At 57.4% G+C, this 13,253-nt stretch carries 14 protein-coding genes and 1 pseudogene; 11 read left to right on the top strand and 4 right to left on the bottom strand.

Features of this window, described 5'->3' with window-relative positions; translation table 11 throughout:
* Window positions 1–23: 23 nt before the first annotated feature.
* Together Q0721_RS11525 and Q0721_RS11520 are read right to left on the bottom strand one after the other, a co-directional pair.
* A complete protein-coding gene (locus Q0721_RS11525; protein ID WP_299030053.1) occupies window positions 24–641 on the bottom strand; it encodes a hypothetical protein in 618 nt (205 codons plus the stop codon).
* Between the two features lie 78 nt (window positions 642–719).
* Window positions 720–1,331, bottom strand: coding sequence for a hypothetical protein (locus Q0721_RS11520; RefSeq protein WP_299030050.1), 612 nt, complete (start codon window positions 1,329–1,331; stop codon window positions 720–722).
* A 763-nt stretch (window positions 1,332–2,094) separates the two neighbouring features.
* Between Q0721_RS11520 and Q0721_RS11515 the strand changes: the two genes are divergently transcribed.
* The 5 genes from Q0721_RS11515 (at window position 2,095) to Q0721_RS11495 (ending at window position 6,402) form a co-directional block, all read left to right on the top strand.
* On the top strand, window positions 2,095–4,494 hold the full coding sequence (locus tag Q0721_RS11515; RefSeq protein ID WP_299030047.1) for a hypothetical protein: 2,400 nt from the start codon (window positions 2,095–2,097) through the stop codon (window positions 4,492–4,494).
* Window positions 4,491–4,844 carry a cyclic-di-AMP receptor gene (locus tag Q0721_RS11510; RefSeq protein WP_299030044.1) on the top strand — a complete coding sequence of 118 codons (354 nt, stop codon included), beginning with the start codon at window positions 4,491–4,493 and terminating at the stop codon, window positions 4,842–4,844. Before Q0721_RS11515 ends, Q0721_RS11510 begins: the two co-directional genes overlap by 4 nt.
* 6 nt (window positions 4,845–4,850) lie before the next feature.
* Window positions 4,851–5,117, top strand: a complete 267-nt coding sequence (locus tag Q0721_RS11505; protein WP_366519215.1) for a cyclic-di-AMP receptor — start codon at window positions 4,851–4,853, stop codon at window positions 5,115–5,117.
* Window positions 5,118–5,218: 101 nt separating this feature from the next.
* Window positions 5,219–5,623: a hypothetical protein gene (locus tag Q0721_RS11500; RefSeq protein ID WP_299030038.1), complete on the top strand. Its 405-nt coding sequence runs from the start codon at window positions 5,219–5,221 to the stop codon at window positions 5,621–5,623.
* A 104-nt stretch (window positions 5,624–5,727) separates the two neighbouring features.
* Window positions 5,728–6,402: a DUF4013 domain-containing protein gene (locus Q0721_RS11495; protein WP_299030036.1), complete on the top strand. Its 675-nt coding sequence runs from the start codon at window positions 5,728–5,730 to the stop codon at window positions 6,400–6,402.
* 137 nt (window positions 6,403–6,539) lie between these two features.
* Here the strand turns inward: Q0721_RS11495 and Q0721_RS11490 are convergent, their stop codons facing one another.
* Window positions 6,540–7,457: a VOC family protein gene (locus Q0721_RS11490; RefSeq protein WP_299030033.1), complete on the bottom strand. Its 918-nt coding sequence runs from the start codon at window positions 7,455–7,457 to the stop codon at window positions 6,540–6,542.
* Window positions 7,458–7,727: 270 nt separating this feature from the next.
* Between Q0721_RS11490 and Q0721_RS11485 the strand changes: the two genes are divergently transcribed.
* The 5 genes from Q0721_RS11485 (at window position 7,728) to Q0721_RS11465 (ending at window position 11,862) form a co-directional block, all read left to right on the top strand.
* On the top strand, window positions 7,728–8,225 hold the full coding sequence (locus Q0721_RS11485) for a DoxX family membrane protein (protein WP_299030030.1): 498 nt from the start codon (window positions 7,728–7,730) through the stop codon (window positions 8,223–8,225).
* Window positions 8,226–8,614: 389 nt separating this feature from the next.
* On the top strand, window positions 8,615–9,577 hold the full coding sequence (cysK, locus tag Q0721_RS11480; RefSeq protein WP_299030027.1) for a cysteine synthase A: 963 nt from the start codon (window positions 8,615–8,617) through the stop codon (window positions 9,575–9,577).
* 22 nt (window positions 9,578–9,599) lie between these two features.
* The gene (gene cysE, locus Q0721_RS12395) at window positions 9,600–10,376 is read left to right on the top strand and encodes a serine O-acetyltransferase (protein ID WP_366519213.1); all 777 of its coding nucleotides are present in this window, start codon (window positions 9,600–9,602) and stop codon (window positions 10,374–10,376) included.
* A gap of 220 nt (window positions 10,377–10,596) precedes the next feature.
* The gene (locus Q0721_RS11470; RefSeq protein WP_299030024.1) at window positions 10,597–11,049 is read left to right on the top strand and encodes an OsmC family protein; all 453 of its coding nucleotides are present in this window, start codon (window positions 10,597–10,599) and stop codon (window positions 11,047–11,049) included.
* Window positions 11,050–11,211: 162 nt separating this feature from the next.
* Window positions 11,212–11,862 carry a hypothetical protein gene (locus tag Q0721_RS11465; RefSeq protein WP_299030021.1) on the top strand — a complete coding sequence of 217 codons (651 nt, stop codon included), beginning with the start codon at window positions 11,212–11,214 and terminating at the stop codon, window positions 11,860–11,862.
* A gap of 6 nt (window positions 11,863–11,868) precedes the next feature.
* Here Q0721_RS11465 and Q0721_RS11460 read toward each other — a convergent pair whose 3' ends face one another.
* Window positions 11,869–12,624 carry a class I SAM-dependent methyltransferase gene (locus tag Q0721_RS11460; RefSeq protein ID WP_299030018.1) on the bottom strand — a complete coding sequence of 252 codons (756 nt, stop codon included), beginning with the start codon at window positions 12,622–12,624 and terminating at the stop codon, window positions 11,869–11,871.
* Between the two features lie 48 nt (window positions 12,625–12,672).
* On the opposite strand from Q0721_RS11460, the pseudogene Q0721_RS11455 reads away from it, so the two are divergent.
* A pseudogene (locus tag Q0721_RS11455) lies at window positions 12,673–13,253 on the top strand (tRNA uridine(34) 5-carboxymethylaminomethyl modification radical SAM/GNAT enzyme Elp3); the annotation flags it as partial.

Here is a 13,253-nt window from a genome sequence, read left to right as displayed (position 1 = left end):
CCTGCCCCTTTGTTACACCGGTGCTAGTATTTGGGTGCGGCGGCCAAACATTGATCTAGTGTGGCTGTTTCGTTCCATTGGGCGATACACACCAAAACTTTGAAGTTATAAGTGAAGTTTTCCTTGGCCGGTTGCTCAACATGAAATTCGACGTTGAGCGATTTTTTATCGCCTGGTTCTAACTGAGAACCCACCCCATCTATTGCCGCAATCCAGATTTCACCGTCGCCACTTCCATTCTGGGTGGCTACGCTGAAGTTGTCGGGGGCAATTTTGATACCACGAATTATGACGGGTACTGAACCGGCATTGATGTACTTGAAATCGCACACGTTGTAGTAGGAGGGATAGCCATTGTTGACGGTGAGGTAGGCGATGCGTGGGTCTTGGGAGTCAATAGTGCAGATCGTGTTGCCTACATTTTTGCGCACTGGTTTAGGATAGGGGTAGGGCCAAGGATTAGGAAGAGGATCTTTCCCCCGATCCAGACAGAAGCACAAATCCCATTTCCCATACACCTCGCCGGTGTAGACGGTCCCCTCAACGGTGAGCACCTCGCTCCATAGAGCATAGGCTATGCCGGTACTGCCCAATAGCAGGAGCAACAGAAACGTAAGAAGCATCAGAGGCTTCGTTCTCATGGTGCTCTCCTTTTGTCAAGAGTACTAGGCCTTATCGGGGGCACCAGAACGGTGCCCCCGACTGCAACCTTGTTATTGTTACTCTTGAAGCACAGGCTCTGGGAAGCAGGAAGTGGTTTCTTCTGTGGCTGGTGCCTCGTTCCACTGCAAAGCCTCGATAGTGAAGGTAAAGGTATATTTGCCGTTTTCATTGACTTCATCATCATTCGTGAAATGGATGAGGATCGAGGCCCAGGCACTTTCTTTGGCGTGGAGCTGATACCATTCAGGGTAGCAGGCGTAGGCTTTTACCCATGAGGGGGTACCCTCTCCAGCTTTCGGCTTAGAAATGTGCACCGGCACTGTGCCAAGGTTTGAGATATCAAACTTGACCAAGCAGTGATAGGAGGGGTAGGCACCTTCGACGGTCACCTGAATGGTTTCCTTGCCATCGCTTGTAAGGTCTGAGTCAATCGCCTTGGCATAACATTCTGCAGCCCCATCCTTCTCTTTTGGTTCTGGTTGGGGCTCACCGTTCACTTCGACCCACTCGGTTACCCAGGGTCCGGAAAAGCCTACATCCACCTCACCCGTTTTTACCGTGCCGCTGATGGTGAGGGTCTCCGACCACAAACCGTAGGCTACACCCAGGCCGGCTAGCAGGACGATCAGCAGGATGGCCAGAAAGGCCAGAGGCAGACGCTTCGTCATGGCTCAATACTCCTTTCTTTATTTCAAAAAGGTGGTTTTTTAAGGTGCGCAAATGAGCGACTTAAACGACTGAACCCGTCCAACTCCGTAGCGGATGCTCACCTCCTTTCCGCATGGGTGGGACGGGCAGCGGGCCTCTGGCGCTTGTGGGTGGGTGGGGGCGCCCGGCCGGTCCGCCAACCGACCGGGCAGTTGCCCCAGCCTGGCGTTCGTGCTATAATAAAAATGCACAGAGGGCGCTACCCGTGTCCCTGTGTCCGCACCCTTGCCCGGGCCGCCACCCAGGGCAAGGGTTTTTTTGACCATCGAAGCGTGTTAAGGTGCGTGGGGTAAAACGATCATTGCGCTGAGGGAATTGATGATCCTTCTCGCCCTTAGTCCGGTCGGTGGCTCCCCTCTGCCACATCGCTTGTTTAGCCCATAGAGACCAAAAAACCGACCTACGCTGTGGCCGGTTTCGCCATTGGCTCCCTGCGGGGTGTCCCCCCCTCTACCTCTGGGCGGATAGGCGACCAGAACATCACCCCGCAGTTCATCGCCGCCACGCCAAATGTTTTACCCCATCTATTTATATAATAGCGCGTGCCACAGGGGTTGTCAAGCATTGTGAATAAATTCTTAGAAAATTCTAAAAAAGTTCTAGGAATTTATTGGACAAAAACGAGTTAACTTGTAGTTTTTTTGAGGCGTGGGCTTCCCGTGGATCTTTCCCCTTTGGCAGCGGTTTGACCCGCGTGACCGACCCGACTAAAATGGTCCTAAGATGTTTCCCGCTGATTGGTCTTTTGAGAACTGGCGGCTGATCCTGGCGGCGGATGCGCGCTTGGGGGTGCCTTGCTACGCCGATGATGGCATCTGGGAGTGGACCTTGGGGGGCGGCGATCCTCCTGCCCTGGCGCTGGGTACCAGCCTGGGGCTGCGGGTGCGCGATTTACGTCTCTTCCCGCGCTTTGTGCAGGGGCGCTGGGCAGTAAGCGATCCGCGGCGGTTTTATCGCCCGCCGCGAGTGGAAGAGGCTCAGGCCGCGTATGCGCGGGTGCACTGCGCTCCTTTTCCCAATCTGGAGGTGCAGGTGGAGGCCTGGGTGCCCGATTCGTTCCGCCTGGTGGGGCGGCTGACCCTGCACAATAGTGGGCTGACTGCACGCGCGGTACGGTTGGAGTGGGCCGCGGTGGTGCGTTGGCTGGGCGCGGGTCGCACTTTCCGTCCGCGGCGCAGTGGGGGGCAATGGTGGCTGGAGGCTGAAGGTCAGGGGCAGGTCTGGGTGGCGGGGGTTAGTGCGCCGGCGGCGCAGGCGGTGGAGGCGCCATGGACGGCGCTGGGGGTGGAAATGACGCTGGCGCCGGGACAGCGCGAGACATTGACCTGGGGGCTGGGGCGCGGCGCGACCGAAGCCGAGGCGCGTCAGCGCGCACAGGCAGGCTTGCGGGCACCCTGGGAGGCGCACATCACCCGCTTGAAGGCGCAGCAGGCTGCGCAGGAAGTGCACATCGCTACTGGCAACCCCACTTGGGACACCGTACTGCGCCAGTCACAGCGCGCAGCGTGGGGATTCCTGTTCCCTGCCAGCCAGCACTTGCCGCACGCTTCATTTGTCCTCACTCGCCGCCCCGAGGAGGGGTATTCGGCGCGTGGCGATGGTGGGGATTACCCCTACCGCTGGGCTGGGCAAACCGCGCTGGAAGCGTGGTGGTTGAGCCGGGTACTGCTGCCGGGTGGTGCGGCTTGGGTGCGCGGGTGGCTGGAAAACTTTCTGGCGGTTCAATCCCCGGATGGGTTCGTAGACTGGCGACCGGGGTTGGGCGGGCAACGGGGGCGCTATCTGGCCCAGCCCCTGCTGGCAACCCTGGCCTGGGAACTCGGTCCCCACCTCGAGGATACCGTGGCTTGGTGGATGGAGGTTTTTCCGCGCTTGCTGGCGTTTTATCGCCTCTGGTTTGAGCCCGCCCATGATCGAGATCAGGATGGCTTCCCCGAGTGGGATCATGCTTACCAAACGGGATTGGACGCCGCCCCGATCTTTCGCCACGCGGGCGCGGCAGGTTTTGGGGCCGGTAGCCCGTGGATGGAAAGTCCGGCCCTGGCGGCCTGGCTCTACCAGGAGGGGCGCTGCCTGCTGCGCATGGCGCAGCACCTGCGCGTGGAAGAGCCCTTGCCCTGGCTGAGGGCGCGCCTGGCGGCACTGCGCCAGGAGGTTGAAGCCACCTGGGATGGCGATGCGTCTACTTACCGTTATCGTGATGCCTTCACCCATTGCTCACCTGCAGGCGAGGTGCTCTTGACCATTGAGCACGAGGGCGTCTTTGGCCTGGAACGGGATTTTGCCACTCTCCGACGGATCGCGCTGCTTGTTGAAGGGGGGGAGGGCACCACGCAGCCGCTGACCCTAGTGCTCCGCGGGGAGGGCCCTGAGGGGGGTATTGAGGAAGTAGTTTCCCCGCGGCAGTGGTCATGGCGAGGGGGATATGGGATGGCGGTTGTCCCCATGCCCTTCGCTCGGTTGGACTCCATCGTAGTAGAGGGCCTAGCGCGCGGGATGCGCGGACAGGTGATCAGCCCTGATTACACCTTAGAGGATGTGAGTCTCTTTCTTCCAATGTGGGCGGGCATTCCCTCGTCGGCGCGAGTGGCTCAGATGGTAGAGCAAGCGCTCAAACCGCGCTATCTGCAACGCTTTGGGTTGAGCCTATGCCCGCGAGATCAATGCGCAAGTACTGCCGAACGATCTGTCTGGCCTCTTTGGAATACCTTTGTGGGGGAGGGACTGTTGCGGTATGGCTATCGCGACCTGGCAGCAGACCTGGTGGGGCGGTTGTTGGATGGGATTGGACGCTCGCTGGCCGCCAGCGGGGATTTTTGGTTGGCTTACGAGGGCGAGGGCGGGCAGGGCGAGGGAGAGCGGCATGCAGTGGGCGGCTTGGCCCCGCTGAGCCTGTTCCTGCGCACGGTGGGCTTGGTGGCCATCACGCCAGAACGGGTTATTTTGCAGAATGGAAACCCTTTCAACCGGCCAATTACAGTACAATATCAGGGAATAACGGTACAATTTCATCGTAATCACACGCAGGTGACCTTCCCGGCGCATTCTACAATCAAGATTGAGGGGCCGGGTGTGTATCAGGTTGTGCGGACTCGCTCATCCCCAGTGCGGAGGCTGTCGTGAACCCCCAAGCGAACCCCTCTCTTCCGGTTGATCGGCTCTTAGTGGTGGTGGTGCAGGCGCAGGATGCCGATGGTGCAGTCCTGGCCTTGGAGCGGCATGGTTTTACGATCACCCGTTTGCCCAGTCAGGGCGGTTTTCTAGGGCGGCGGAATACCACTCTGTTGATCGGGTTGCCTGCAAGCCGCGAAGAGCAGGCCCTGCAGGACCTGCGGGAGAACTGCCGTCAGCGTGTGGAGTACATCGCTGTGCCGCTAGAAAGCGCACCGCTCGCTCTGCCTGTGCCCACGCCCATCACGGTCGGTGGGGCAACCGTCTTTGGCCTAGTAGTGGAGCACTTTGAGGAGGTCTGAGCCATGATGAAGATGATCATCGCCATTGTGCGTGATGTGGACAATGACCCGGTCTCACGTGCGCTGACAATGGCCGGTTTTGGGGTGACTTGCATTGCCTCGACGGGCGGGTTTTTGCGCCGCGGCAAGTCCACCCTGCTGATCGGCGTAGAGGCCGAACGAGTGGAGGTTGCTCTTGAGGTGATTCGCCAGACCCTGACCCCGCCAGCAGAGCCAGGCGAGCAGCGCGCTATCATTTTTGTGTTACCCATTGAGCGTTTTGAGCACTTTTAACCTTCTGTTGTGCGCAACCCTGAGGGACTTTTTGCGTAGATACCTCTGGAAGCCCTATCTGGATGGGGCTAGTAGATCAACTTGAGAGGAGTTGGGAACTCATGAGCGAATTTTCATCTTATCCCTCCACGCGGCCACCGCTGGAAAAGCCGGGCACGGTAACGGCGTTGGGGGTGCTGACGCTGGTCAGTGGCATTATTAACATCCTCACTGGGTTGGGGCTGACGGGGGGTCTGGTGCTGGGAACCTTCGGAATCGGGCTGCTGTGCGCGCCAATCACGGTGCTGCCAGCGGTACTGGGGGTGTTTGAGATCCTCTATGCCACCAAGATCCTGGCTAACCCGCCGGTGCCGGTACAGTTTTCCCAGACGATTGCCATTTTGGAAATTTGCTGCATTCTCTTTGGCAATGTGATCGCCTTAGTAGTGGGCATTCTGGCGCTGGTGTTTTATAGCGATGCCCAGGTGCGGGGCTACTTTGAGACTCTCAACACCCCGGCAGCGTAAGGCGTGGTGGGTGTGTAAGGCAGTTGCAAGCCGCTGAATGCTTGCGCATCAGCGCTTTCATTGCTATGATGAAATCATCATCTTAAGTACTTGAGGAGGCAGTGATGGACTTCGGAATGGCTTTTGGTTTTGTCTTTCAGGACAAAGATTGGTTACGCAAGGTCCTCATCGTGGCCTTAGTGAGTTTGATCCCGATTATCGGGCAATTGGTTGTGCTGGGGTGGGGGCTTAACGTGACCCGTCGGGTAATGGCCCGTGATCCGCAGCCCTTGCCAGATCTAGATTTTGGTAATGATCTGGCGCGGGGATTCCAGGCCTTTGTCATCGGGTTGGTGTACGCGCTGCCGATCATCCTGATCTCGGGGATCTTTGGGCTGTTGGGTTCACTGCTGGGCATAGACAGCGGCAATACCTCGGATGCAGTGGGTGCGATCTACCTGCTATTTTCGCTTTGTTTTGGTCTGTTTAGCCTGGTGTATGGCGTTTTTCTAGCGCTGGCCCTGCCGGCGGCGTATGCCAATTTCCTGGCCAAGGGATCGCTGGGGGCAGGGCTGAATTTCGGTGAGGTGTTCCGTCTGGTGCGCGCGGCGCCGGGGGCGTATCTGCTGGTGCTGGTGGGGTCGTTCATCGTGGGCTTGATTGCACCGCTGGGCGTAATCCTGTGCTTTGTCGGGGTGCTGCTCACGTATGCCTACGGCATGGCCGTTATGGGGCACCTTTACGGGCAAGCCTACAATCAGGCGCTTCAGAATCTTGGGGTGGGGGCTACCCCCGCTTAGTGTTCACAAGGGGCCCCATCTGCCGCCTGCGGTCAAGTTGAGCGCAGGCGGCTCTTTTACGGTCACTCATCACCCATGTGAGGTAAGAAATCCGATCCGCGCCGATGTCCGGAGTGAGGATGGGGCTTAGGGTCATTTCATCCGTAGAATGCCTCGCGTAATTCGGCAATCCTTATTTTCTTCATCGGCAAAAGCGCCTGGGTTAACTGTGCGATTTGCTCCGGCATGCCAGTGCGGAGCATCTCGTCCATCTCCGCCGGGACGATCTGCCACGAAACGCCGTAGCGATCTTTGAGCCAGCCGCACTGCTCGGCTTCGAGCACAGCAGAGAGTTTATCCCAGTACGCATCTATCTCATCCTGATCCCGGCAGTACACTATGAAAGAAATGGCTTCGTTAAATGCGAACTCATGCGGATAGGCGCTGTCCGCCGCGGAGAACCACTGCCCTTCGAGCATAAAATCGGCAAACATGATCGTCCCCGGCTTTTCCAGCACCTGGTCTTCACCATAGCGAAAGACGCTTCCCCACGTTGTGTCCTTGAATACAGAAAGGTAGAAATTTATCGCCTCTTCTGCTTTTCCATACACCTCACCCACAAACAGCAGATGGGGGGTGATAAAAGGGCGTTCCTCGCCGGCAGGGTTCGAGAGGATTAATTGCCAGGAAAGGTCGTACCTATCCGCGATCCAACCGAAATGATCGCTGAAGGGATAGCGATCGAGGGGCATAAGGATCGTTCCCCCTGCGGATAATTTTGTCCATAGCGCGTCCAGGTGGGAACGGGCCTGCGGGTCACGCGCAGGATCAAAGTTGACGATGAACGATATTGCGGGGTTGAATTTGAAGGGCGGCCCGCCGCTAATGGCCATGAACGGCTGGTCGGCAAGGGTGAATGAGACAATATCGGCATCTTCCGAGGGAGTATCGTGCAGGGTGGTGATATTGGTGAGCCGGGAGCCGTTTCCGAAGGCGGCAACGTAAAACTCCGCCGCCTCCCTGGCTTCTCGATCGTACCAAAGGTTGGGGATGATTTTGGGGGTTGTGGTCTTCATGATAGGGGGCTCCTTTTGGGCGGGTAAGACCGTTGATTGAATTTAGACCGATTTTTGCACCGGGCCTTTTTCGTACATCGTGAATGGGGGCGAGATATCAAATATAGAACACGTTTTCTAAACTGTCAAGGTCGAAATTGTCCAAAATATTCGCGTGTGGCGGTATATTAACAGTTAAATCTTTACAAAATGGGTATTTCTACTCTTGATTTATTAGGGGCCTTAGGTTAGACTTCTTGTGACTAAAATCACAAAACGAGGTGGCTTAAAATGAAAACTTGGTGGCTGAGACTCTATCACCGTGTAGATCCTGTGTTGACCGAGTGGATGGCGCGGCACGGCATCACCCTGCTTCGCATCAGCCTAGGGGTGGTGTTCTTCTGGTTTGGTGTGCTGAAGTTCTTCCCCGGCCTGAGCCCGGCGGAGGGCTTGGCCACGCGTACCATCACCACCCTCAGCCTAGGGCTGCTTTCGGCAGATGCGGCGCGCATCTTGCTGGCGACGTTGGAAACCCTAATCGGGTTGGGGTTGATGCTGGGACTTTATCTGCGTGCGACGCTGTTCCTACTCTTCTTCCAGATGCTGGGCACCATCACGCCGATTTTCTTGTTCCCTGCCGAGGTGTTCTACCGCATCCCTTATGCGCCCACGCTGGAAGGTCAGTACATCTTCAAGAATATGGTACTGATTAGCGCCGGGCTGGTCATCGGTGCCACGGTGCGCGGGGGGCGGTTGGTGGCAGAGCCGCCTCAGCCGGAGGCACGCTGACCATGCATTCGGGTGTTTCAGCGAACAGTTTGTTGGGTTGCTCAAGGCTTGTCCTACCTTGTGCTCACAAGAGGTCTCTTTGTCTAAAGGCTGGACGTTTTTCTTGACAGAAGTGGACTTTTGCTTATAATAGATTTTGATGATTAAGAAGACATTTATTGTGAGATTTGTGACACTTCGCAAACGCCAATGCGCGTGTCCTGGGCGGGGCTGCGGCTAGTCGCTGCCCCGGCCTGAGTAGCGCGCTGTTAGACTCAGACCTGAACAACCAGTCCGCCGGGCAGTGAACCGCAGTCCCGCTTTTATGAAAAGTGAGTGCGGTTCACTGCCTTTTTAAGGCGACTGGTTGTTTGTATTTATATGACTCAATCCATTCAAGGAGGCCAGACATGAAAATTTACCGTGATGTAACCGAACTCATCGGCAATACGCCGTTGGTACGCCTGAACCGCGTCACCGAGGGGTGCGTGGCTGACGTGGTGGCAAAATTAGAATTCTACAACCCGGCACATTCTGTCAAGGATCGCATTGGTGTGGCAATGATTGATGCGGCCGAGCGTGAAGGCAAGATCGGGCCGGGCTCAATCATTGTAGAGCCAACCAGTGGCAACACGGGTATTGCATTGGCAATGGTGTGCGCGGCGCGAGGCTATCATTGCATCCTGACCATGCCAGAGACGGCCAGCAAGGAACGCCGCATCGTATTACGTGCCTATGGGGCCGAGGTTGTCCTGACCCCCGCCAGTGAGGGCATGGCGGGAGCGATCCGCAAGGCTGAGGAGATTGTGGCGAGCGATCCCACGCGGTACTTTATGCCCCAGCAGTTCAAAAACCCGGCTAACCCGGAAATTCACCGCCGCACCACGGCAGAGGAGATCTGGCGCGATACCGACGGTCAGGTAGATATTCTGGTAGCCGGTGTGGGAACGGGTGGCACCATTACCGGTGTGGGTGAGGTGATCAAGGCGCGCAAGCCCTCGTTCAAGGCCATTGCTGTGGAGCCAGATGCTTCGCCGGTGCTCTCGGGTGGGCAGCGTGGCCCGCACCCTATCCAGGGTATTGGCGCCGGTTTCATCCCAGATGTGCTCAATACGAGCATCTATGATGAGGTGATCCGCGTCAAGGCTGAGGATGCCTTCCGCACGGCGCGCGAATTGGCGAGCAAAGAAGGGTTGTTGGTCGGTATTTCCTCCGGCGCAGCGACCTGGGCCGCCTTGCAAGTGGCGCGTCGCCCTGAGAATGCGGGTAAGTTAATCGTGGTGATCATCCCCTCGTTCGGTGAGCGCTACCTCAGCACGCAGTTGTTCGCCGATCTGGCCGAAGAGATGCTGGCAGCGAAGGCCGTTCAATAAATGGTGGATATACTAAGGAACTATGTTGGGAAAGGTGTTTCAGACTTTGCGCGAAGATATTGAATCAGTGTTTGAGCGTGACCCTGCGGCACGTACCTTCCTGGAGGTGCTGCTGACGTATCCAGGCCTGCATGCGATCTGGCTTCATCGTGTTGCCCATTGGCTCTGGCGGCATCGCCTCAAATTGCTGGCTCGCTGGCTTTCGACGCTCAACCGTTTCCTCACCGGGATCGAGATTCATCCCGGGGCAAGGATCGGACGGCGCTTCTTCATTGACCACGGTATGGGGGTCGTTATCGGTGAGACGGCAGAAGTGGGCAATAACGTGACCATGTATCATGGCGTAACGCTGGGCGGCGTTAGCCTGGAGAAGGGTAAGCGCCACCCGACCATTGAAGATGATGTGGTCATTGGCGCCGGTGCCAAGGTGTTGGGGAACATTGTAGTCGGACGCGGCAGTCGCATTGGTGCCAACGCAGTGGTGGTTAAGTCCGTGCCTCCTAACTCGGTGGTGGTGGGGGTGCCGGGGCAGGTGGTGGTGCGCAGCCAACCTCGCCCCGCTGCCCCTGACTTGCAACACGATAAACTGCCCGATGCCATCGGACAGACCCTGGCTTCGGTCCTGGTGCGCTTGGAAGCCTTGGAAAAACAGGTGCATACGTTGTCTGCCGAGCACGAAGCCCTCCCTACCAACGGTAAGGACGGTAACGGCCACCATCACGAGCAAGCGTTGGAACGCCCTCCGCTGGTGCACCCGCCTGAGGATGGCATCTGGCGCGGGGAAGACTTCTGCATCTGAGCCGTCTTATAGGACACGTTCAAACGCATAAATTGGAGCGGGAGCTCTCGCGGTCAACAACCTGCGAGACAACCCGAGGGTGCGATATTGTCGAAATAAGGCGAATGCCCAGGTGGTGTTGGGTTATGGGGCCGAGGCACAGGTATAACCCATTATACGAACCTTTTATTGGCTTCCCTTTTATCCTACACTATTCGTCGTAAAAGGAGGATCAGCAGCCATGTCCCTTAAAACAGTAGTCGTTGAGGCAGAACAGGTCAACGGTTTCAAGGTTGAAACCCGTGCCCGCCATCACATTGTGCACGTTGATCAACCCGTTGAAATGGGCGGTAATGATGCTGGCCCCACCCCATTGGAATTTTTGTTGATCGGGCTGGCCAGTTGCCTCTTAACCGTAGGTAAAATCATTGCTCAACAGCGTAATTTACCGGTGCGTAACCTGAGTGCGAGAGTTGAAGGAGATATTGACCCGGATGGCTTCCTGGGCAGGAATCCTGCCGCGCGGGTGGGTGCTTCGCAAATTCGGGTTTATCTCCGTGTTGATGGCGATCTTTCCTGGGAGGAGAAAGAGGCTTTTGTCCGTCAGATTGAAGCCCGCTGCCCGATTTCCGATAATATTGGGAATGCGACGCCGATTGCACTGGTGCTAGCCCAAGAAGCGTCGTTCGCGTAACTTCGGTTTTTGTGGCCTCGGCCCCGCTTTTCGGCCTTGCCAGCGCGCTGGTTGCCAAAACTCCAGGCCCCGTGTGCTGGCAGGGCTTTGATTTATAATAAAGAAGTATCGGATTCCTGGGCTGTTGGCCTTTGGGCCTGAATTTGGTCAGGAGTAGAACTTGTGAATAGGCGTTTATGGACAACAGGGACGTATTTCGCCCTTTTACTAGTCCTGATAGGGCTGGGCATTGGGCTGGCGTTGTATTCCCAACGCCAGGCGATGGCGGCACCTGACCAGGCGCCATCCTGGCAACAGCAAATGCTTACCCAATACACGCAAACGCTGGCTGTTGTGCAGGATGCTGAACAGCGCGCCTTCCTAGAAGCCAAGATGGCACCGTTGCAGACGCAGGAAGCCGCACGCCAGCAGGCACTGGCGCACGTTGCGCCGACCAAACCCGCTGATCCGAATGCGTTGCGTCCACCCGAGCCGTTGGCCGTGCAGCAAGTATCTCGTGAACCGGGAATCCTGGAAGGAGTAGCCGCGCCGGTGAGCCCGGATGACTTTACCACCCTCAATGCCTGGCAGGGTGAGGTGGATGGGCGGTGGGTACGTGTTTTCGCCGGCGCGCATACCTATCAACCTGAGCAGGGAGCGTTGATCGTGCTACCCGAGGGTGCGGCGGTTGAGACGTGGGTAGAGGGCCCCGCGGGCGCAGGAGCGTTGCGTGTGGTGGCGGTGTTGGATGCAAAATTACTCATCGAAGCCGCGGATGGCAGTCACCTGATCTTCGATGTGCGTGCAAACATCCTGGCGCCCGCAGTGCCTTGAAGCGCCTTAATCGGGCCGCCAGATTTGATAAAGCCCCAGCCGCCCGCCTTCACCATCGGATTCAAACGTCTCTTCCACGTAGAAACCACTGGCACTGGCAAGAGCAGCCAATTCCTGCCGGTCGAACTGGTGTACATAACGCAATCCGACGTTTTCGGGCTGATCCGGCAGGGTGTGGCGCCAATCCAGCAGGGTGTCGCCGGGCTCCAGATCGGCAGGGTCTATTCCCACCTGGGCCCAGGACTGACGGCGAGCGAGAAGGCGGGGGCTGTTTTGGAACTGCCATACCGAGAGCACCAGATAGCCTTCCTCATGAAGGCGAGTGCGCACTTGGGCCAGCAAACGCAGGCGGTTCGCCTGGCCGGGGATGTGGTGCAAAACGGCAAAAGCCAGAACCACATCGAACTGTTGGCCCTCTAGGGCCTCAATCCAGGCGGAATTGCCCAGGTCGGCTTGATGGAATGTGAAGCGTGCCGAAAGATCGGGTTTGAGCTGGGCAGTCCAGGCCTGCGCCTCGGCCAGTAGCACCGGGCTAAAATCCAAGCCTAAGTAGTGCCCTTGAAAGCGGTGCTGAACGAGCCAGCGGGCTATTTCCCCATGGGCACACCCCAGATCGAGCCAGCGCGCGGCCAGCGGCAGGCGCGGCAAGATGCGCAGGATGCCGGGCTGGAGGCGCCGGCGGGTGGTGGCAAACGCCAGGCCAAAGGTCTGATAAAATTGGGCATTGAGCGCGCGCAATTTGGCGGCAATTTCAGGTTTCACGTTTGCGATTATACTTGGATTAAGTGTGTGTTTAGTGGTGGTGCAAGGATGATTGAGGACTATCCGACAGTGACATTCGATGATAAAGTGCAGCGTTGGGAACGGCATTATGCGCTGACGCCGGAGCGGTTGGCGTTGGCCCAACAGATCATTGAATCTGTGCAGGCAGGCGAAGAAGTTGCTCAGGCCATTCGTCGTCACCCGCTGCCCGAGGGCGGACACTTGGCAAAATCGGTCCTGGTGGCAGCCTACCGTCATCTGGTGCAACAGGGTAGCTTGGTAGAGGATCCCGAGCTGCTGGCCCGCTTGCGCATGAAACCTGTGCGCACGCTTTCGGGCGTTACTACTGTCACTGTGCTGACCAAGCCGTACCCCTGCCCGGGAAAATGCATCTTCTGCCCGACAGATGTGCGCATGCCGAAAAGCTACCTGCCCGATGAACCGGGTGCCATGCGTGGGCTACACCACAAATTTGATCCCTTCGATCAGGTTTATGCCCGTTTGGAGGCGCTTAAGGCTGTCGGTCACCCGACTGATAAGGTTGAGCTGTTAATCTTGGGGGGGACCTGGAGCGCTTATCAGCGTGATTACCAGGAGTGGTTTGTAAAGCGCTGTTTTGAAGCTTTGAA

The organism is uncultured Thermanaerothrix sp. (genome assembly GCF_938028735.1).
GTDB lineage: Bacteria > Chloroflexota > Anaerolineae > Anaerolineales > Anaerolineaceae > Thermanaerothrix.
This window is presented reverse-complemented; position numbering and strand designations above follow the sequence as displayed.

Coding starts and splice junctions, on each gene's coding strand:
- cysE (WP_366519213.1), top strand. CDS start 9,600: ATGTTGGGAAAGGTGTTTCAGACTTTGCGCGAAGATATTGAATCAGTG.
- Q0721_RS11520 (WP_299030050.1), bottom strand. CDS start 1,331: ATGACGAAGCGTCTGCCTCTGGCCTTTCTGGCCATCCTGCTGATCGTC.
- Q0721_RS11515 (WP_299030047.1), top strand. CDS start 2,095: ATGTTTCCCGCTGATTGGTCTTTTGAGAACTGGCGGCTGATCCTGGCG.
- Q0721_RS11500 (WP_299030038.1), top strand. CDS start 5,219: ATGAGCGAATTTTCATCTTATCCCTCCACGCGGCCACCGCTGGAAAAG.
- Q0721_RS11490 (WP_299030033.1), bottom strand. CDS start 7,457: ATGAAGACCACAACCCCCAAAATCATCCCCAACCTTTGGTACGATCGA.
- Q0721_RS11505 (WP_366519215.1), top strand. CDS start 4,851: ATGAAGATGATCATCGCCATTGTGCGTGATGTGGACAATGACCCGGTC.
- Q0721_RS11495 (WP_299030036.1), top strand. CDS start 5,728: ATGGACTTCGGAATGGCTTTTGGTTTTGTCTTTCAGGACAAAGATTGG.
- Q0721_RS11525 (WP_299030053.1), bottom strand. CDS start 641: ATGAGAACGAAGCCTCTGATGCTTCTTACGTTTCTGTTGCTCCTGCTA.
- Q0721_RS11470 (WP_299030024.1), top strand. CDS start 10,597: ATGTCCCTTAAAACAGTAGTCGTTGAGGCAGAACAGGTCAACGGTTTC.
- Q0721_RS11485 (WP_299030030.1), top strand. CDS start 7,728: ATGAAAACTTGGTGGCTGAGACTCTATCACCGTGTAGATCCTGTGTTG.
- cysK (WP_299030027.1), top strand. CDS start 8,615: ATGAAAATTTACCGTGATGTAACCGAACTCATCGGCAATACGCCGTTG.